The sequence below is a fragment of the Mesobacterium hydrothermale genome, from assembly GCF_035818635.1.
GTDB classification, from domain to species: domain Bacteria; phylum Pseudomonadota; class Alphaproteobacteria; order Rhodobacterales; family Rhodobacteraceae; genus Mesobacterium_A; species Mesobacterium_A hydrothermale.
Window position 1 is genome coordinate 1 of the sequence record NZ_JAYLLH010000037.1, and the last position, 19,639, is coordinate 19,639.

Genomic DNA, 19,639 nt, shown 5'->3' on the forward strand with positions numbered 1-19,639 from the left:
GCGGCTGCAAATATAGCCTGATCTCAGAAGCGTCGGTGAACTTTGCGGTCCCCGGACGTTAATGTGACAATACCGTCGTTGGTCCTGTTCTTCGCCATGGTGTGGCTGGCGATCCAGCCCGCACGCGCGCATACGAGGCCGCCGGACTCTTATGCACGCGCGACGGCCAGGCAAATCGTTGCGGCTCAGACCGACCCGGAGGCCTTTCTGGCCCTATCGGGGGACAAGACACTTTTCTTCAATGACGATGAAACTGCGTTCCTGATGTACGCTGTGCAGGGAAAGAGCTGGGTCGTCTATTCGGATCCGGTCGGTCCAAATGCCGCGATTGAGGACCTGGCCTGGGCTTTCTGGGATGAGGCATATGACAATGCCGCGCGCCCGATCCTGTATGAGGTCAGCGAACGGTGCCTGTCGCTTTGGATTGAAATGGGGTTCAGCCTGCAAAAGATTGGCGAAGAGGCCGTGGTCCCTTTGGCGGAGTTTTCGTTGGCGGGGGGGAAGTTCAAGAAAATGCGTGCCGCCCATAACAAAGCGCTGAAAGGCGGTCTGGAAATGACCATTGTTCAGCCGCCCCACTCATCCGACTTTCTCGAAGAAATCAAATCTGTCTCGGATGCCTGGATGGGGGAGAAAAGCGCGCGGGAAAAGGGGTTTTCCGTCGGACGGTTTGACACTGACTATCTGCAGAACTTTCCCATCGCGGTCGTCAGGCGGGAGGGGCGCACTCTGGCATTTGCCAATGTCATGGCGCCGGGTGATGGATCGTGCGTCTCGATCGACCTGATGCGTTACCGGCCTGAAGAGGCGTCCGGCATGATGGAATTTCTGTTCATCGAACTCATGACCCGTTACCGGGACAGAGGCGCGCAGGAGTTCAGTCTCGGCATGGCGCCGCTGGCCGGTCTTGAGGCACGAAAGGGCGGGCGTATGTGGAACCGTTTCGGCGCGGTCCTTTTCCGCCATGGGGGGGCGTTTTACAATTTTGAAGGGCTGCGCGCCTTCAAACAGAAGTTTCAGCCGGAGTGGCGTCCCCGGTTTGTGGCTGTGCCGCCCGGTGTGACCCCCCTGGCCGCGCTGCGGGACGCGGCCTTGCTGATCGCGGGCGGTCCGCGTGGACTTATCGGAAAGTAAAGGCACCTCCATGCGAAAGACACAAAAGGGCGTATCTTTCTGGGCGGCCGTTGCCATGGGGGTCGGCGCCATGGTGGGCGCGGGCATCTTTGCGCTTATGGGCACGGCGGGGGCCATCGCGGGGAGTGCTGTCTGGATCTCCTTTGTCATCGGCGGCGGGATCGCGCTTTTGTCCGGATACTCGTTCGGCCGCATGGGCGCGCGCTATCCCGCGGCGGGCGGGTTGGTCGAATATCTGGTTCAGGGCTTTGGCCCGGGCCGGTTTTCCGGAACGATGAGCGTGATGATGTATCTCGGGGCGATTGTCGGGCTGTCGCTCGTGGCGCGCACCTTTGGTACCTATGCCGTGACGCTGATGCCGCAGGGCACGCCACAGATCATGGTGCCGGTCATGGCGGGCACTGTCGTGCTGGCCTTCATGATACTCAATCTGGGCGGGGCGCGGGCGATGGCCCGGGTCGAGACCCTGGTCGTCGTGATCAAGATGGCCGTGCTTGTGGTCTTTGCGATTGCCGGGTTGATATTCATCGACCCGGCCCAGCTTTCGCCTGCGACCTACCCCCCGACACCCTCCATCCTGTTCAGCGTTGCGATCACCTTTTTCGCGTATGAGGGGTTTCGCGTCATCACCAACGCAGCCGAAGACATGGACAACCCGGCGCGCACTCTGCCACGGGCGATCATGACCTCGATCCTTCTGGTGATGGTGGTCTATGTCGCGCTTGCGCTGTCGGTTTTCGGCAATCTGCCTCCCGAAAAGGTCATCGCCGCGCAGGACTATGCCCTGGCCGAAGCCGCCAGGCCCGCCTTTGGTCAGACCGGGTTTACCATTGTCGCGATTGCCGCCCTCTTTTCCACCGCGTCGGCGATCAATGCCGCGCTCTTTGCCGTCACCAACGTCGGCTATGAAATGGCCCGCAAAGGCGAACTTCCCCATGCCTTCGGCACGCCTGTCGGGCACAGCCGGGAGGGGCTTTTGATCAGCGGGGGGCTGATCCTCCTCATGGCGCTCTTTTTCGACCTGTCCGCCATTGCCGAGATCGGCGCCATTTCCATGCTGATGATCCATATGGTCACCCATATCGGGCATCTTCGGCTGATCCGGGAAACCGGGGCCAACCGGGGTATGATATGGGCGGCCGTTCTGGCCAATGGCGGGGCGGTCACGCTGGGGGTGTGGCACCTGATCGGCACAAAGCCGATCGTGCTATTCTGGATCCTGTGTTTTGGCACTGCCGCTTTTGTCATCGAAATGCTACTTCACAGCGCCACTGGCCGCACCATCGCGACGCGGACACCGCGCCGTGGCACGTAACCGGGTGTATCAAAGCCCCCCCTGCAACAGAATTCATTGCAGGAGCGACGTAAAAGAATCGACCTGACCATGCCGCCAATGGCCATCTCCATCCCTCATTCGCTTGACCAGATCCTGCCGTCGCTTCAGGCGCTTGGGATCTGGTCCTACTGGATCATCGGTCTGGCCGCGTTTCTGGAAGGGTTCTTCCTTGCCGGGTGGCTGGTGCCCGGAATGCTGGCCGTGGCCAGCGGCGGGATCCTGGTTCAGCAGGGTCTCATCGACTATTTCGATCTGGCCTGGTTTGTCGCAATCGGTTCGTTCCTTGGCGGCGAGGCGAGCTACTGGACCGGGGTTCTCGCGCGCAAGGGGCTGGAGCGGAAATGGGACCCGGAAAACTGGGAGCCCTATCAGCGCGCGCGCAGATTGTTTCAGCGCCGCGGCGGGGCGGCACTTGTCATCGGGCGGTTCTTTGGGCCATTGGCCGGGTTCGTGACCCTGGCCGCCGCCCTGTCGGGGATGGACCGGCGCAAGTTCGTGATCTGGAACGTTATAAGCGCAATTCCCTATGCGCTGATCGTGCCGCTTGCCGGGTATCTCTTGGGGGATGTGTTTTCAAAATTCGGGCCGCTTGCAACGCGCGCCGCGCTGTTCGGGCTGGCGGTTCTGATCGTTCTGGGCATCCTGTGGTGGCTTGTCGTCCGGGTTGAGCGTCTTTTGCCCTTCTTCTGGTCCATCCTGAAATCAATCGGGCGGGCCGTCGTCGAAAACGAGGATGTCCGGGCCTGGTCCGGGCGTCACCCGCGTCTATCCCGCTTTATCGTGAACCGGTTTGAAACGGGGCAGTTTTCAGGCCTGACGGCCACGTTGATCGGTGTTGCCGTCGCCTATGTCCTGTTCATCTGGGTCGGCGGCGCGCTTGCGTTCCTGAAAGGTGGCGCCATCGTTCAGGCCGACACGCGGCTTGCCAATCTTGTGCATGAGTTCTGGAGCCCGCTGCTCCTGAAGGCATTCACATATGTCACGGCCTTTGGCGGCGCGACCGTGATCATCGCGCTGCTTGCCGCGGCTTGTGTGTGGCTTTGGACCCGCCGCCGCGTTGACCTGATGCTGGGGCTGATCGTGGCGGTGATCGGAAATGTTCTGACCGTTTCGGCGCTGAAAGCGGTGTTTCACCGACCAAGACCCGAACTGGCGTATTTCATCGAAACCTCCGGCAGCTTTCCGTCCGGCCATTCGGCGATCTCCGTGGCGTTTTACGGGACGCTTTTTTACATCCTCTGGCGTTTGGGAAAGCTGGGGCCGATCAAGGCCGCCCTCATCGCGGCAACCATTGCGTTTTTCATCGGTCTGAGCCGGATTTATCTGATCGAACATTACCTGTCGGATGTTCTCAATGGCTGGACCGTGGGCGCGCTCTGGATGCTGATCGGTATCGCCCTTGCCGAATGGTGGAAGGAAACGCACCTGACCCCGCCCGACCCCGCCGCGAAACTGGCCGCGCCCGCCATGGTTGCCGCGCTTCTTCTGCTCGGGTTCGCGGGCTTTCACGTGGCGACATATGATAAGGCCCGCAACATCGCCGCCCTGCGGAGCAGCGACGAAACCGTGAGCGATATCGCCGCACTGTTTACCTCTGGCGCGGCCCCGGTCGAGACGGGTTCGGTGTTCGGAAACCCGTTGGAGCCGGTGAACATCATCGTTTTGGCAAAGGACGAGGCGCAATTGAACACGGCGATGAAAGCGGCAGGCTGGACAGAGGCGGAACAGCCGACGTTTGTAAATCTGTTCAGGGCGGCATGGGCCGTGATGACCAACGTCCTGGACGAAGACGCGCCCGTCACCCCGTATTTCTGGCAGGCCCAGCCCAATGATACCGCGTTTCAGAGACCGACCCCGGAGAAGACTCTTCGCAAACGCCACCACGTTCGGTTCTGGCAATCGCGCTATGTAACAGCAGATGGGCGCCGTCTGTTTGTCGGCGCGGCCAGCTATGACGATGGAATGGACTGGCAGCTCCTGCATCACATCGATCCGAATATCGACGCGGAGCGCGATCAGATCGTGTCCGATCTGACCACGGCAGGGGTCGTATCCAATACCCGGCTGATGCAACTTTCAAAGGCGCGGCTGGGCAACTCTGTCGCTGGAGACCCCTGGTTCACCGATGGGAAATCGGCGGTGCTGACGTTGCGCTGAGGCTGGACAATCGGGGAAATCTGACGCCTCATCGTAGGAGTGCGCCCGACTCCCCGATATGCGTGTGACACGAGGCCGGGCGACGCGGATATTGGGAAAGGCGGTCTCCATGCTCTGTTCCATCGCTATTCTTGCCGGGCTACTACCCTTTTGCGACCCGCCCCCGCCGCGCGCCGTTGGCTATGTCGAGGGCGAATATATTCTTGTGGCACCGATCGAGCTTGCCCGTATCGAAACCCTCGACGTCGCGCTTGGGGATCGGGTTGAGGCCGATCGGCAATTGGGCACGCAGGAAGCGCGCGATGCCCGGCTCGCCGTTGCCGAGGCGGACGCCGCCGTTGCCCGGGCAAAGAGCGAGCTCGCCGACCTGACACAAGGCGCGCGCGCCGCCGAGATCGATGTCGCACAGGCCGGGGTTCAATCGGCCAAGGCCACACGAGCGGAAGCAGAGCGTGAGTTTGCCCGCGTCGAGGATCTGTTCACCCGCGGTGTCGCCTCGCAGGCGCAGTTCGATACGGCCCGCTCCGCCTTGCAGACCGCCCAGGCCAAGGAACGGGAGGCCAACGCCCGGCTGGATGTTCTGCGCCTGCCCGCACGCCCCGATCGCATTGCCGCCGGGAAAGCGGCGGTGGCACAGGCCACCGCCGCGCTGGACACAGCAACCTGGCGGTTGGAACAGCGCCGCCTTGTTGCGCCGGTCGCCGGTGAGATCACCGACATCTATCGCCACGTGGGGGACTTGTCAGGGCCACAGGCGCCCCTTCTGGAACTGCTTCCAATTGGTGGCGTGTCCGTGCATTTTTTCCTGCCGGAGGCGTCGTTTTCCAAAGTAGCGGTCGGGGATCGGCTGTCCGTGGCGTGTGACGGATGCGCGGCGGGGCTGAGTGTTATAGTCAGTTCCATTGCCGACGCACCCGAGTTTACCCCGCCGGTCATCTATGCGCGGGAGACCCGGCAAAAACTGGTCTATCTCGTGCGGGCGCGGCCTGACCCGGCCTCGCGCGCGCTCAAACCCGGTCAGATTGTCGATGTGCAACTCCCGCAGGTCGGGGAATGAACGCGGTAGAGGTTTCCGGCCTGACCAAGCGCTATGGCGGGAGGGCGGTTGTCGACAATGTGGCGCTGACGATCGAAGAAGGGCGCATTGTTGGCTTTCTGGGGCCAAACGGATCGGGGAAGACGACGACGATCCGGATGATCTGTGGCCTGCTCACGCCGGATGAAGGCTCCGGCTGCGTGCTGGGCCGGGACCTGGTCGATGAGGCTGCGGATATCCGGCGCGAAGTCGGCTACATGACGCAGAAGTTTTCCTTTTACGAAGACCTGTCGATCGAGGAAAATCTGCAATTCGTTGCCCGTCTTTATGATCTGCGCCCGGTAAAGACGCATGTTGAACATGTGCTGGACGAGCTTGGCCTTACCGCGCGCCGACGCGATCTTGCCGGTACGCTGTCGGGCGGCTGGAAACAGCGCCTGGCGCTTGCGGCCTGTGTCATGCATCGGCCAAGGCTCTTGTTGCTGGACGAACCGACCGCCGGGGTCGACCCGGAAGCGCGGCGGGAGTTTTGGGACCATATCCATGCGCTGGCGGCGGGCGGTGTCACGGTCCTGGTCTCGACCCATTACATGGACGAAGCGGCGCGCTGTCACCGGATCAGCTATATCCTGAATGGCCGGTTGCTGACGCAAGGCACCCCGGCGGGGATCATCGCCGATAGCGGGCTGGTCGCGGCGGACCTGATGGGCGAGGGGCTGGAACCGGTCGCAGAGGTGCTCAAGGAAACCCCCGGGATTGCGCAGGCCACGGTGTTTGGCGATCAGTTGCACCTTGTCGGGCGGGATGCAGAAAGCCTGCAGTCGGCGGCGCGGGCGGCGGCGGAACACCATGACCTGACCTTGCGCCCCGCAACGCCAAGCATCGAGGACGTCTTCATCGATCTCGTTGAACGCGACAGGCCGGCGCAATGAGACGCGCACGGTTTTCCCCCCGGCGCTTTGCCGCCGTGTTGGTCAAGGAAGTGCTGCAGATGCTGCGCGACCGGATAACCTTTGCGATGATGATCGGTGTGCCGATCATGCAGCTTGTCCTGTTTGGGTATGCGATCAACAACGATCCCAAACACCTGAGCGCAGCGCTCGTGGCCGCCAGTCAGGACAGGTTTACCCGCGCCATCGTCACCACGCTGGAGAACACCGGGTATTACCGGTTCGAACACGTCACCAACAGCGCCAAAGACGCCGACCGGTTGCTGGCGCGTGGTGCGGTGTCCTTTGTCGTGATCGTGCCGTCCGACTTTTCGCGACGGGTCGTTTCGGGCAACAGGCCGCAAATCCTGATCGAGGCCGACGCAACCGACCCGGCCGTTTCCTCCGACGCGATTTCGACCCTTGGCACCGTCGCGCAGACGGCACTGTCGAGGGCGCTTGGCACGGACGCGCTGGACACGGGCCCGCCCGGGCAGCTCGATATCGTGGTGCAGAAGCGGTATAATCCCGAAGGCATCACCCAGTTCAACATCGTGCCGGGGCTTTTGGGCGTCATCCTGCAAATGACCACGGTCATGCTGACCGCATTCGCCGTCACCCGCGAAACGGAACGCGGGACGATGGAAAACCTGCTGGCGCTGCCCGCGTCGCCGCTGGAAATCATGCTGGGCAAGGTCGTTCCGGCACTCGGCATTGGCGCGGTGCAGGTTTTTATCGTCCTGACCAGTGCAAAGCTCCTGTTCAACGTGCCCTTCGTGGGCAGCCTGGGTTTGCTGCTGTTCGGGGTGTTTCTGTTTGTTCTGGCGCTGATCTTTCTGGGCTACACGATCTCGACCTTTGCCCGGACCCAGATGCAGGCCATGCAGCTGACGTTTTTCTTTTTCCTGCCGTCGCTGCTTTTGTCCGGGTTCATGTTTCCATACCGCGGCATGCCGCTCTGGGCGCAATGGCTGGGCGAGATTTTTCCGTTGACGCATTTCAACCGGATGATCCGTTCCGTCATGCTCAAGGGCGCGGATGCGCAAGGTGTATCCGGGCCGCTTTGGGCCCTTGGCGCCTTTGCCTTGATCTTTGCGCTTGCCGCGTTGCTCAGGTTTCGCAGAACGCTCGACTGATCGGGGTGACGGGCGGAGGTCAGGGCAGGTCGTCTGGCGGGGGACGCCGACGCGTGAGCCAGCCAAGCCGATAGAACACGAAGACCATGATCCCGGCGGATCCGAGCATCAGACCAAGCGCGTATTCATAGCCAAAGCGCCAGCCCAGCTCCGGCAGGTTCCAGGGCGACGCGCGATCAAAGTTCATCCCGTACAGCCCGGTGATAAAGGTCATCGGGATGAAGATGGTCGAAATGATCGCCAACAGCTTCATCACCTCATTCATCTTGTTCGACAGAGTCGACAGGTGCAGATCGATCAGCCCCTGTGCCACTTCGCGGTAAACCTCGACCATGTCGAGCGCCTGAAATGCGTGGTCGACACAGTCGCGGAAATACGGATGCATCCACACCTCTACATGGGGTGTACCGTCCTTGAGAAATCCGCTCAGCGCATCGCGCAGCGGCCAGATCGCGCGCCGTATCCCCAGCATATCGCGCTTGAGCAGGTGGAGCTCCTTGACCGCGTCCTCGGTGCTCTGTTCCAGGATGATCAGTTCCAGTTCTTCCATCCTGTCGCCATAGGCCTCAATCAGTGGAAACCACAGATCCAGCACCGCGTCGACAAGCGCGTATGTCAGATATCCCGCGCCGGACCGTATCCGTCCCTTGCCCGCCGAAAGGCGCGCGTGGATCGGGTCAAAACAGCCGTCGGCGGTTTCGCGGAGGGTGAGGACAAAGCCATCGCCGAGGAAGAGGGCAAGCTGTTGCGACCGGAACGGCAACCGCTTTGTCGGAATGCGCAGGAATGTCAGGACATCGGTGTCGGTGATCAGGGATTTGGGCCGCTGGTCTGTCTGGAACACTTCGGCAATGGACAGATCGCTCAGCCCGAGAGAGCGGAGAATGCGCGCAATCCCGTCGCTGTCAGAGAGGCCGGTGATCTCTATCCACCGGGTCTTTCCCTGTTCATGCGGCACGATCCCGTCATGGACGACACAGCTCGCCTCATCAAAGATCCGCGTGGTGACGCAGGTCTCGGCGGCGTCTATGGGTTTTTCGATATCTGTCGGCGGGGCCCCGATACGCGGCGACCGTTTCTCCTGCCACAGGGTATGAAGTCTTTGCTCGATTTCATTCAGTTTCACGGCTGCCGATCCTCCCAAGCCTGTCGCCAACGTGCGGCATGGCGGGTTTGTGATGCTTTGACTGGGTCAGGTTACTTGTGCCCCATTATATGGCCACTCTTCCTCTAACTCGGTAGTATTGAAACCATGACGTTCGATTTTGCTTCATATCTGCCAAGCCTCGACCCCACCAGCCTGACTGGCGCGTTGGAATTGGCGGTGATCTATTTCCTGATTGGACAGGTCGCCGCGCTCATCATAGGCCGAATGTTTCGGTTCCTTGTCCGTCATGATACCGAAGGCCGCGTCGATCGGATGACGGCGACATTCCTTAAACGTATCGTCCAGGTGCTCCTGTGGGTGTTCATCCTGACACTTTACACCAAAACGATTCCGGCACTCGACAAACTGGGCACAGCCCTCCTGGCAAGCGTTTCGATTGCGTCTGTTGTGATCGGACTTGCGGCGCAAAATACCCTGTCAAACCTGATCGCTGGAATTAGCCTCGTGATTTACCGTCCGTTTCGGCTGGGCGACCGAATTCAGATCAACGCGCCCACCGGTCTTGAGACAGGTATCGTCGAGGATGTAACACTGGGTTACACCCGGCTGAAAACCTATGATAACCGGCGGATCGTGCTGTCCAACAGTCTTGTGTCCAACCAGATCATGGTCAATCTGACATCGGTAGAGCCGCGGGTGATGGCGCTTGTCCCTATCTCGATCGGTTATGAAAGCGACATCGACAGGGCGCGCGCTATTGTTCTGGACGTGGCCGCGCAACATCCTTCGGCGGAGGAGGTGGTAGGCTGTCCGGTGACATTGCTCAATGCTTCCAGCGTGGACATGACCCTTCGCGTTTGGTGCAAGGATGCCGGTGAGGCCGCAGGGTTTCGAAATGACATGCTGGAAAGCGTCAAGAAACGTTTTGACAAAGAGGGCATAGAAATTCCGTTTGCCTATCAGAACGTGGTTCTCAAAGGGGGATCAGACCAGTCCCCAGAGAAAGACAAAGACCGACAGGACCAATAGTGCAATGATTCCGATCATGAGCCGCTCGGACCATTTGTAACGCGATCCCTCATTTACCTCATCCGAGATCATTCGGCGGGTGACTTCGTACCGGATGGTGACAAGGATCAGCAAGACACCTGAAAGGGCGATCAGTGACGGGGCAAACCAGTCCTTTGTCGTGCCGGTCGCCGCCAGTTTTTCAATCAGAAGCCCAAAACCCGCAATCGACAAAACCGTGCGCACCCAGGCCAGATAGGTCCGTTCATTTGCGGATTTGTCATTGAACCGGTTGATCATGGTTTCCGACCTGCTTTCCCATGCACTGCGGCGACCGGCATAACAGCATGTCAAGACCACAGACAAGCCGCCGCCGGTTACCCGGCGGCGGCACGTTCCCGCCTTGCTGCTATAGCTGGGGGGGAGAGGCGGGAAAAGCCCGGCCAGGCGGCGAAGGCCCCTTGGCCAGGCGAGGTACGTCTTAGTCAGCGGCTTCGGCGCCACCGGCATCCTTGTTGATCTCAAGCGTCAGCGGCTTGAAGCCTTCAGCCTTCAGTTCGACAGTAAACAGCTTGGCATTCTGGCTTGTCAGATAGATCGAGTTCGGGTTGGCCCGGAAGTGCCCCGGAAGACCGCTGTCATCGAAATGGATACGGGCATCCCCATTGGCCGGAACGCTGAAGCTGTCCAGAGCCTTGAAGTAGGCTTCCTTGGTGCCGAGGTCCTTGTCGGTGATGGTGTAGTAGACCGAGAAGTTTTTCAGGTCTTGCCCCGTAGTATTGACGACCTGAAGCTCCAGGTGATCCGTGGCGTCCTTTTTGGCGGCGTAGTTGTAGTTATCCTCAACAAGCGCCTCTTTCACAGTGAAAGGCGTTGCCGCGCCATCCGTCGCGATCGGATCCGTGGCGGCAAAAACCGGATTGTCATCCTTGAGGTCGTTCATGCCATCGCCGTCCGTATCGGCATTCATTGGATCGGCATGGATCAGCGGTTCTGCCGTATCGGGCACGCCGTCACCGTCGGTATCCGTCGCGGCAAAAGCCGGCATTGCAGCGGTGATCGAAACCGTGGCGAGAAGGGCGAAGAACGAAGTTTTGGTCAGGGGTTTCATCGTCAGTTACTCCTTTGTCAGACGATTGGCGTTGATCGGGCGGGCCAACATCAGAGCGGCCAGCCCAAGGGAAGTGAAAAGGATCCAGAGGAAATCGCCCCTCTTTTCGACCAGGATCGGGCCGAGGGGTTTGCCGGTATAGCTGTCCTTGATTCCCAGGACGGCGAAGGAAAACCGTTCGAAATGCTTGGTGACGGAGGCCGCTTCAATTCCGTTTCGAATGGTTTCGAACCCGGCATATCCGGCCTTGATGCGGTTTTGCTCGGCCTTGGGAACGTGCAATTGCTTGAACACGCCTCCTGCGACCTGGTTGTCGGGGTCCAGTGTGTCGCCGACCTGTGGGGCGACCAGAACAACCAGAAGCCAGAGGGCAAAAGACAGCAGGAGTGCATTGGCAGGGCTCTTCGCCCACAGAGTCAGAACAAAGGTGAGGCTGTAGAAAACCATCACATAGGCCGACGCGGTTACCCAGACGATCGCAATGCGCCCCAGATCAGCGAGCTGAAGCCCAACGCCCGACGTCAACTGAAGCGTGACGGCGGCCAAGCCAAAGACCGCGGCCAGCCCGAGCGACAACAAAGCGACACCGGAAACATACTTGCCCGCCAGAAACTGCCAGCTTTTCACAGGGCGGGTCATGATAAGTGCCAGCGTCTGCCGCCCGCGTTCACTGACAGCGGCCCGGAAACCGGCAAGGATGCCCAGCACCGCACCAATGATCTCGATCTGTTCGATTGCGCCGCGCAGAAGCTTCAGCGGGTAGAACTCGGGGGCGGCGATGCCATCGAGCGATTTACCCAACGCCATCAGAGTTGCCTTTGCGTCGTTGTAGGTCGTCACATCATTGGCAAGGGCAATCGCGCCGGTAACCAGTGAGGTCAGCGCGGCGAGAGCGATGAACCCGATGACGATCAGGATGAAATGGTCACGCCGCGCATCCGCTAAATCCTTGGCTGCGATGGCGCGAACCGGGTGGTTGAGGAACTCAGACATCGAACTCTCCACGGGTGAAATTCATGGTCATGACAGACCGCGTCGCAAAGACCGTCACGCCGATAAGGGCGATCAGGAGATCAGGAAGCGGTGGCACCAGTGAATGGGACATGGTTGTCGCCGGCAGGTAGTCGAGGAGACCGGCCGAGAGGAACTTGAAGCTCTCAGCCAGCGACAGCGGCCCGATGAGCCAGCCGCTCCAATGAAAGAATGCGGTATCCGGAGGCGGCGCCAGGGCCGAGATCGGGTTGATTGCGGCCGTCGGGTGGATGTTGGCGGTCAGCGACGGCAAAATGAACGTCACTGTCAGCCAGATCGTGACCGGGACCAAAAGCCCCACGGATTCAGAGCGCGCCCGCGCGGCTGTCCCCAGGGCGATCAGACCGAACAAGATCATGTAGCCATAGGCAAGCACGAAAAACAGGAACAGCTTGGCCCAGCCGCCAATGCTCAGGCTGACTTGTGGCAAGATCAAAAAGGTGAGTGTCGCAATCGCCGCCGCGATTCCCATCAGGACGCCGTTTGTCGCCAAAAGGGCTCTGATTTTGCCTTGCAGGTAATCTGCCCGGCTCAACGGGCGCGAACCGATCAGCGGCACGACACCGGATTTGCGATCGGACGCGATGAGTTGATAGCCTATCACGATCGCTGCAAGTGCCCCGATCAGGCTGACATAGATTGACATGTTACGCATCAGGGAAAGCGGCGAAACGTCATGCACCGGGTTTGGGGGTATCGGCTGATTTTGCGATGTCAGGTAGACAACCGCATCGTTGTAGATCGAGTTGACCGTCGTCGTCGCGGACCAGCCGAGGTAAGCCGAAACCATGACCAGAACCACAAACAGTCCGGCCAGCAATGCGACGGTGCGTTCACGAAAGATGTAGAGGACGGATTGACGCGCAACGACGCGCCCCGGCGAGGCGGCGAGAAGGGAGAGGTCGGACATTACGCGGCCTCCCCGGATGCGCTGTCCGGAACGACGGACAGGTAGAGCTCTTCGAGAGAGCTGTCATCGCCGAAACGCTCCGTCACTTTTTCCATTGTGTCGTTGAACACAAGCCGCCCGTGATTGAGCACACCAATCGAGGTGCAGGTCTTTGCGATTTCCGAAATCAAATGGGTATTCATGAAGATCGTCATGTCCCACTCGGCATTGAGGCGTACAATCAGATCGCGCAGCATTTTCATGCCCATCGGGTCCAGACCGGAGGAGGGTTCGTCCAGGAACAGGACAGACGGGCGATGCAGGATGGCCTGCGCGAGGCCGACGCGCTGGCGCATGCCCTTGGAAAAGGTGCCAACACGCCGGTCGGACAGATCCTCGATCGACAGAAACTCCAAAACCTCTGTAACCCGATCGGCAACATCCTCCAGTCCGGAGAGCTGTGCAAAGAAGTTCAGGTTTTCACGCGTGGTCAGCGTGTCATAGAGGCGCACGTTTTCCGGAACATACCCTATTTCGCGGCGCACCTTCAGGGGATCCCTGACGATGTCGTGCCCGGCGACCCGAGCCGTCCCCGATGTGGGCTGTGCCAGGGTCGTCAACATGTGGATCGTGGTGGTTTTGCCGGCGCCGTTGTGCCCGAGAAAGCCAAAGATCTCACCCGAGTTGACGGTCAGATTGACGTCTCTCACGGCGTCGAAGTCACCGAACCTCTGGCTCAGGCCGCTGGTTTGAATTGCTGCATGTGTCATCCTGTTTGTCCCTAAAGCGGGGCGGCCTTGTTGCCGCCTCATCCCGGTATGTGGACGCACAATTCCCGATTTGGCTGTTCTGGTTCTTACAAGTTTGTAAGACCGCTTCTCTGTTGGGACAGATCGGGCTAGAACGCCGCGGTCGGGCACTGGATCGATCTCTGGCGTTTCGCGGTTCGACGTGATGACGCGGATTCAAAAAGCGGAAACCTGAACATGCTCTATCTGGCTGGACTCGCACTGACCATGTCGACCGGATTGCTGTTGGTGCATCTGATCAGCATCGGGCTTGCACTGCCCCGGCTCAAAAAGAGCCGCCCCGACTGCCCCCCGCCCGTGGCCGCGCCGCGCGTAACGGTGCTGCGCCCGTTCAAGGGACTTGAATACCGCCTGGAGGAAACGCTTGGCTCCAGCCTGACGCTCGACTATCCCGACTATCAGGTGTTCTTCTGTGTGGATGACGCCAATGATCCCGCCGTTCCGCTTGTCCGCCGACTGATCGACGCTCACCCGGATGTAGAGGCAAAGCTGCTGATCGGGCGCGATACGGGCGGGCGCAATCCCAAGATCAACAATCTGATGAAGGGGTGGCGCGCCGCTGATGGGGCCTATGTCGCGATGGCCGACAGCAATATCATCCTGCCGCCCGATTATCTGTCCCAGCTTGTATCACGGTGGGATGACACGACAGGCCTGGTCAGTTCTCCGGCCGCGGGCATTGATCCCCGGAATTTCGGGGGCGCCGTCGAGTGCGCCTTTCTCAACGGGTATCAGGCCCGCTGGCAGGCCGCCGCGGATCAGCTTGGCATGGGATATGCGCAAGGCAAGACCCTGTTCTGGAACCGCGATTTCCTTGACCAACGGGGCGGGCCACAGGCCCTTGGCGACGCCATCGCGGAGGATGCGGCATCGACCATTCTCGTGCGTGGGGCGGGGCTGCGCGTGCGGCTGACCCGGGCGCCATTTGACCAACCCATAGGCGCGCGCCGCTTTGCCACGATCTGGAAACGACAGGTCCGCTGGGCCATTATCCGGCGGGTGGCCTTTCCGGGCCTGTTCCTGGGCGAACCGCTGACCAGTGCCGCTCTGCCGCTGCTCCTGTTCCTGTTCGGCATTGCCGCCTTGGGGATGTCCCTCTGGCTCGGCCTATTGTTCGCGGCGCTCTGGTACGGGGCGGAATGGGGGCTGACCCGCGTCGCGGGGTGGCCTCTTTCACTGGAAATCATTGCCGCCAGCCTGTGCCGTGACGCGATGATCCCCCTTCTTTGGGGGATAGCCTGGACGCGCAGCTCCTTTGACTGGAAAGGCAATACCGTGGGCGCCCCAGGGGGGGGACAGCCATGATCACGCCGGATCAGGCGATGCAGGTCCTGCAAAGTCACGGGCTGTGGATCCTGGCGCCGATTGCCGTTCTCGAAGGGCCGATCATCACCGTGATCGCCGGCTACCTGGCGCATCTGGGCGCGTTCAGCCCTGTTTCCGCTTATATCATCGTGGTTTTGGCCGATCTCGTCGGGGATGCGGTCTTCTATCTGTTCGGTCGCAGCGGGATCGGCTGGCTGTCCCCGCGCTGGCGAAACAGGCTGGGGCTGCGGCAGGAGCGCCTTGCAAAGTTGCGGGATCATTTTCAGGCCCAGGGCGGGCGGACACTCATCCTGGGAAAGCTGACCCATACACTGGGCGCGCTGGCGCTTGTGGCTGCGGGCATGGCGCATATGCGATTTGTGCCCTTCCTGTGGTACAATTTCATTGCGACCCTGCCAAAGAGCCTTGTCTTTCTTATGCTCGGCTACAGCCTGGGGCTTGCCTACAAACAGGTAAATGGCTGGATTTTCTGGGGCTCCCTCGTGCCACTTGTCCTTGTCGCTGTCTGGGCGGCCAGTCATTTCCTGCGCAGGGGGCGTCGCGAATGAAACCGGAGCAGGTCGTTCGCGTCAGTTGCATAATCCCGGCCTATAACGAGGGCGCGCGTATCGGCGCAGTCTTGAGGGCGGTTTCTGACCATCCACTTGTGGATGAGGTTCTGGTGATCGACGATTGCTCACAGGATGACACAGCCTCTGTCGCGGAAAGTTTCGCCGGGGTGACCCTGATCCGGCAGGCGCAGAATGGCGGAAAGACCCGCGCCCTTCTTCGCGGGTTTGACGCAATGGACGGAACCCATGCCCTGTTGCTGGACGCCGATCTCATCGGCCTGACGCCGGATGACGTCTCTGCTCTGATCACCCCGGTTCTGAGGCGCGAGGCGGGTGTCACGATCAGCCTGCGAGGCAATGCGCCGGGGCTGTGGCGGGCAATCGGGCTTGACTACATATCCGGGGAGCGCGTGCTGGCCCGTGATCTCCTGCCGTCACCGGATGATCTGGCGCGGCTTCCGGCATTCGGGTTCGAAGTGTTTCTCAATGAGAAGATCGTGGCGCGAAACATTCCGATCAGGGTCGTGCCATGGCCAGGCGTCAGGAGCCCGGCAAAGGAAGCCAAGCATGGCCTTTGGTCGGGTCTCAAGGCCGATATCGGGATGATGCGCGATATCTTTCGCACGGTGCCGGTCCATCGGCTCATAAGACAGATACTGGCAATGCGGCGTTTGAGATCCTGACGCGTCTGGCGCTCAGCGATTGATCTCGGTCCTCGGGCGGGAACCACGCAACGTCAGACAGGCGCGAAGGCCTGGTTTGTTGTCAGAGAGTTCCAACGTACCGCCATGAAGCTCCGCTATGGCGTCTACAAGGCTCAGGCCGAGGCCGGTGCCCGGTTGATTCCTACTGCGATCCAGACGGTAGAACCGGCGTTTGACCTTTTCCAGTTCGGGCTCCGGAATGCCGGGGCCATTGTCGGATACGCAAAGACGGATCCCGCCCGCGAGCGGTGTCACCTCGACAGTGATCCGTGTTCCAGCGGGAGAGTGGCGCAGCGCATTGTCGGCAAGGTTGACCAAAGCCTGAGTGACAAGTTCCGGATTCAGGTTTGCCAGCAGTTCTGTCCCTTCTGAATTCAAGGCGATGCTCTTTTCGGCGTCTTCAGCAACCGGGCTCAGCATTTCCACCACATTGGCAGCGATCTGCTGAACGTCAGCCGCTTGTGTTTCCAGCGTCAGGTTGCCGGTTTCCAGTTGCGCCAATTGCAGAATGGCATCGAACGTTTCCGACATGCTCTGGACGCTGACCAGAGACCTGCCGATGGCCTCCCGGGTGTCGGGATCGATATCATCGCGCAGGGCCAGTGGTTCAAGCCAAAGCCTTATTCTCGTGAGCGGCGAGCGAAGATCATGCGCGATATCCGCTGATACCTGTGTCAGTCGTTCGACATTTTCCTGGAGCTTTCCAAGCATCTGGTTCAGGCCATCTGCCACCTCTGACAAATCATCGCTTTCCTTTTCCTGCCCCTTGTAGCGCGCCGAGAGATCGCCCGCGCTGACCGACCTCAAGACCTCATTCAGTTCCTCGACGCGGCGCGCGTTTCTCCGGGCTGAAAAATAGGCCAGGGAAACCGTGATAAGGAATGCGATCGCAAGGCCCCAGGCAACGGATTGCATCATTACTTCCTGGCTATCCGCGATCCATTGCTGATCACGCGCCACGACGATCCATCCCGCGGGTGTTCTTATACCGTGGCCGAAATACAGGTCCCCCTGATGATCTGCCGACCGGGGCACAAGGTCAGCGTCCGTCCCGATGCGCAGAATTACATTCCCGGAAGCGGGACGAAACACACGCATGTTGCCGGTGGAATTCGCCCCTCCGGCCGGTGCGAAATAGTAGAGATTGGAAAAGTCTTCACCAAACGCGGCGGCATGGCGGATTTGTTGTTTCAGTTCTGCTTCGCCGCTTGTTTGCAGTTCAGCGGACAAGGCCTTTGCTTCCAACTCGGCGTCGCGAAACAGGCGCGCCTTCAACTCGTCGCCGATGACCACCCACGCCACGCCCCCCGCGGCAACTGACGACAGAGCAAAAACAACGGAAAGGCGAAGCGCCAACCCCATTGCAGATGGCAGGCGCAGGCGCAAAAGACCGTTCATGCCTGAAGCACATAACCAACGCCGTGCAGAGTGCGCAACATTGGCTGGTCAAAGGGTTTGTCGATCTTCGTCCGTAGCCGACTGATATGGGTCTCGACAACGCTGGTCTTGGGGTCGAAATGGATGCCCCAGACGGCATCCAGCAACATTGTCCTGGTCTGGACGCGCCCGGGGCGTTCCATGAAGTATCTCAGCATCAGAAATTCCCGTGGCTGCAGCTCGATCCTCTGACCCTCACGCGTGGCTGTTCGGGTAATGAGATCCAGATGAAGTGGCCCGACTTCAAGTTCTGTCACCTCGGATTGGAGTTTCGGTCGCCGCGCTATTGCGGAAATCCGGGCAGTCAGTTCAGCCATTGCAAAAGGTTTCACGATGTAGTCATCCGCGCCTGCGCCCAACCCATCGACCTTGTCATTCACCGAGCCGAGCGCCGTCAGCATGATGACCGGCGCTTCGATCTGTGCGCTCCGCAGGGACTTGACCAAAGACAGGCCATCCAGACCGGGCATCATCCTGTCCAGAATAAACAATTCATATCCGCCGGACATCGCCTGAGCGAGCGCGGCACGCCCGTCGGTCAGATGGTCAACGGCATGCCCCTCGCCGACAAGCCCTTTGCGAATGTACTCGCCTGTGTCCTGATCATCTTCTGCAACCAGTATCTTCATTGGCGTTCATACTCTCTCGTTCGGGTGCGTTCTAACGCACGACGTCGGGCCGGCTCAAGGCCGACCCGACTCCGGGGGAGGGTTCAAATCAAAGCGGTGGCGCGTTAGCCTTCGTCGGACTCCGAACCCTCTCCCTCATCGTTTTCGCCGTCGTCTTCATCCTCGGCGCTGGCCAGCATTTTGCCAAGAACCGTGCCCGCGTCGGCGTCGATCTTGACCAAGGTGGGTTGTCCGTCCGCACCGATGACCATGGCCTCATAGACGCCTTTGCCGTTTTCATCGTTGAAACCGATGGCGGCCAGTGTGCCCGGCACTTCTTTCAGCGCGATCTGGCTGGCCTGGTCGAGGGAGACCTTTGCCGCCTGGAACATCTGCGCTTCGGTCATCGCGTCGTTCGTTTCATTGCTGGTTCCGGCATTGGCTGCCAGACCTGCGCCTGTGACACCGATTGCGGTTACGATGGTTGCAAGGATCAGTTTACGTTGCATGTCTGCTCTCCTTTGAGTGTCGAAGGCACCCCATTGGCGCCTGATGTCATAGGAGTTGGGCCCTGGATGGCATGAAGTCCTGTCCGAAAATTTACAGCTTCGTAAGGCGCTGATCCGGACAGGTTTCTACAAAATTTCTTCAGCCAGTCTTTCGATGGTAGGACCTGTGCGCACGAAGGGGGTGAAAAACGGCAAGATTTCATGAAAGTGAGGTAGAGGAGAGGTGGTCCCAGATTTTAGACCCGTGAGGTGCCCCTTGTATCCTAGACAGCTGCCTGTTTCAGTTTGAGCTGTCTTTCTTCGAAGTCAACCAATGCCGGCAACACATGCAAAGCTTGTGCGAGAGGGGGCGACAGCATGCCGGTTTTTACGTATGATACCTGTTTAAGAACATTGTTCATGCGCCGGGAACGGAATTCATGCCATCGGACCAGCAGGTACTTTTTTCGGGCTCGAGAACCGTTTTTCAGGAGCGCCGCCTTCCTGAGACCGCCACCTTGGCAGGCTACAGCGCATTGATTGACGCCTACAGATTAACTGTGCCACTGCCCCGCAAACTTTCGGCAACCGGGAACCATCACCGGGTCGTTGAGGATGAGGTTTGGCGCATCCTGACGCCGCGCCACGCCCCGAGTGAAGACCTGGATGGCCACCTCACCTTCGCTCTCAAATACGAAGGGCTTGATCTTGCCGTCCTCGCGAAGCTGTTCGCTGCCACCGGGCCTGACGGCATTGTTGACATCGTGCGCAAAAAGCCGACCGGCAGCGACGCAAGGCGCATCTGGTTGGGACTGTTGCATTAGTCATCTTAGACCGTTT

At 60.0% G+C, this 19,639-nt stretch carries 20 protein-coding genes; 11 read left to right on the plus strand and 9 right to left on the minus strand.

Annotation, left to right across the window (positions count from 1 at the left end; all coding sequences use genetic code 11):
- The first annotated feature begins 78 nt into the window (after window positions 1–78).
- The 6 genes from VK792_RS17495 (at window position 79) to VK792_RS17520 (ending at window position 7,728) form a co-directional block, all read left to right on the plus strand.
- The gene (locus tag VK792_RS17495; protein ID WP_326299159.1) at window positions 79–1,134 is read left to right on the plus strand and encodes a phosphatidylglycerol lysyltransferase domain-containing protein; all 1,056 of its coding nucleotides are present in this window, start codon (window positions 79–81) and stop codon (window positions 1,132–1,134) included.
- A 10-nt stretch (window positions 1,135–1,144) separates the two neighbouring features.
- Complete coding sequence (locus VK792_RS17500) at window positions 1,145–2,449, plus strand: APC family permease (protein ID WP_326299160.1); 1,305 nt, start codon at window positions 1,145–1,147, stop codon at window positions 2,447–2,449.
- A gap of 78 nt (window positions 2,450–2,527) precedes the next feature.
- Window positions 2,528–4,627 carry an LssY C-terminal domain-containing protein gene (locus VK792_RS17505; RefSeq protein WP_326299161.1) on the plus strand — a complete coding sequence of 700 codons (2,100 nt, stop codon included), beginning with the start codon at window positions 2,528–2,530 and terminating at the stop codon, window positions 4,625–4,627.
- A gap of 109 nt (window positions 4,628–4,736) precedes the next feature.
- Complete coding sequence (locus tag VK792_RS17510) at window positions 4,737–5,684, plus strand: HlyD family secretion protein (protein ID WP_326299162.1); 948 nt, start codon at window positions 4,737–4,739, stop codon at window positions 5,682–5,684.
- Window positions 5,681–6,595 (plus strand): ABC transporter ATP-binding protein, encoded by a 915-nt coding sequence (locus VK792_RS17515; protein WP_326299163.1) that lies wholly within the window; start codon window positions 5,681–5,683, stop codon window positions 6,593–6,595. The genes VK792_RS17510 and VK792_RS17515 overlap by 4 nt, the downstream gene beginning before the upstream one ends.
- Window positions 6,592–7,728: an ABC transporter permease gene (locus VK792_RS17520; protein ID WP_326299164.1), complete on the plus strand. Its 1,137-nt coding sequence runs from the start codon at window positions 6,592–6,594 to the stop codon at window positions 7,726–7,728. The genes VK792_RS17515 and VK792_RS17520 overlap by 4 nt, the downstream gene beginning before the upstream one ends.
- 19 nt (window positions 7,729–7,747) lie before the next feature.
- Here the strand turns inward: VK792_RS17520 and corA are convergent, their stop codons facing one another.
- A complete protein-coding gene (corA, locus tag VK792_RS17525) occupies window positions 7,748–8,854 on the minus strand; it encodes a magnesium/cobalt transporter CorA (protein ID WP_326299165.1) in 1,107 nt (368 codons plus the stop codon).
- A 126-nt stretch (window positions 8,855–8,980) separates the two neighbouring features.
- On the opposite strand from corA, the gene VK792_RS17530 reads away from it, so the two are divergent.
- A complete protein-coding gene (locus tag VK792_RS17530) occupies window positions 8,981–9,865 on the plus strand; it encodes a mechanosensitive ion channel family protein (protein WP_326299166.1) in 885 nt (294 codons plus the stop codon).
- Here VK792_RS17530 and VK792_RS17535 read toward each other — a convergent pair.
- From VK792_RS17535 to VK792_RS17555, 5 genes are read right to left on the minus strand one after another with little or no spacing between them, the layout of a single operon-like run.
- Window positions 9,821–10,354 carry a YidH family protein gene (locus VK792_RS17535; protein WP_326299167.1) on the minus strand — a complete coding sequence of 178 codons (534 nt, stop codon included), beginning with the start codon at window positions 10,352–10,354 and terminating at the stop codon, window positions 9,821–9,823. The two genes, VK792_RS17530 and VK792_RS17535, sit on opposite strands and share 45 nt — an antisense overlap.
- Window positions 10,326–10,955, minus strand: a complete 630-nt coding sequence (locus VK792_RS17540) for a hypothetical protein (RefSeq protein ID WP_326299168.1) — start codon at window positions 10,953–10,955, stop codon at window positions 10,326–10,328. The genes VK792_RS17535 and VK792_RS17540 overlap by 29 nt, the downstream gene beginning before the upstream one ends.
- A gap of 6 nt (window positions 10,956–10,961) precedes the next feature.
- Window positions 10,962–11,948 (minus strand): ABC transporter permease, encoded by a 987-nt coding sequence (locus VK792_RS17545; protein WP_326299169.1) that lies wholly within the window; start codon window positions 11,946–11,948, stop codon window positions 10,962–10,964.
- On the minus strand, window positions 11,941–12,897 hold the full coding sequence (locus VK792_RS17550; protein WP_326299170.1) for an ABC transporter permease: 957 nt from the start codon (window positions 12,895–12,897) through the stop codon (window positions 11,941–11,943). The genes VK792_RS17545 and VK792_RS17550 overlap by 8 nt, the downstream gene beginning before the upstream one ends.
- A complete protein-coding gene (locus VK792_RS17555) occupies window positions 12,897–13,646 on the minus strand; it encodes an ABC transporter ATP-binding protein (protein ID WP_326299171.1) in 750 nt (249 codons plus the stop codon). Before VK792_RS17555 ends, VK792_RS17550 begins: the two co-directional genes overlap by 1 nt.
- Window positions 13,647–13,862: 216 nt before the next feature.
- Here VK792_RS17555 and VK792_RS17560 point away from each other — a divergent pair, with 216 nt between their 5' ends.
- Genes VK792_RS17560 through VK792_RS17570 form a run of 3 tightly spaced genes read left to right on the plus strand, consistent with a single transcriptional unit; the run spans window position 13,863 to window position 16,245 of the window.
- A complete protein-coding gene (locus tag VK792_RS17560) occupies window positions 13,863–14,990 on the plus strand; it encodes a ceramide glucosyltransferase (protein ID WP_326299172.1) in 1,128 nt (375 codons plus the stop codon).
- Entirely contained in the window at window positions 14,987–15,559 is a 573-nt protein-coding gene (locus VK792_RS17565; protein WP_326299173.1) for a DedA family protein, read from the plus strand. The genes VK792_RS17560 and VK792_RS17565 overlap by 4 nt, the downstream gene beginning before the upstream one ends.
- Window positions 15,556–16,245, plus strand: coding sequence for a glycosyltransferase family 2 protein (locus VK792_RS17570; RefSeq protein ID WP_326299174.1), 690 nt, complete (start codon window positions 15,556–15,558; stop codon window positions 16,243–16,245). Before VK792_RS17565 ends, VK792_RS17570 begins: the two co-directional genes overlap by 4 nt.
- A 12-nt stretch (window positions 16,246–16,257) precedes the next feature.
- On the opposite strand, the gene VK792_RS17575 is transcribed toward VK792_RS17570, so the two are convergent.
- The 3 genes from VK792_RS17575 to VK792_RS17585 form a co-directional block, all read right to left on the minus strand.
- Entirely contained in the window at window positions 16,258–17,664 is a 1,407-nt protein-coding gene (locus tag VK792_RS17575; protein WP_326299175.1) for a sensor histidine kinase, read from the minus strand.
- Window positions 17,661–18,332: a response regulator transcription factor gene (locus VK792_RS17580; RefSeq protein WP_326299176.1), complete on the minus strand. Its 672-nt coding sequence runs from the start codon at window positions 18,330–18,332 to the stop codon at window positions 17,661–17,663. Before VK792_RS17580 ends, VK792_RS17575 begins: the two co-directional genes overlap by 4 nt.
- Before the next feature lie 104 nt (window positions 18,333–18,436).
- Entirely contained in the window at window positions 18,437–18,820 is a 384-nt protein-coding gene (locus tag VK792_RS17585; protein WP_326299177.1) for a PepSY domain-containing protein, read from the minus strand.
- 419 nt (window positions 18,821–19,239) lie between these two features.
- Here VK792_RS17585 and VK792_RS17590 point away from each other — a divergent pair, with 419 nt between their 5' ends.
- The gene (locus VK792_RS17590) at window positions 19,240–19,623 is read left to right on the plus strand and encodes a hypothetical protein (protein ID WP_326299178.1); all 384 of its coding nucleotides are present in this window, start codon (window positions 19,240–19,242) and stop codon (window positions 19,621–19,623) included.
- The last annotated feature ends 16 nt before the right edge of the window (window positions 19,624–19,639 follow it).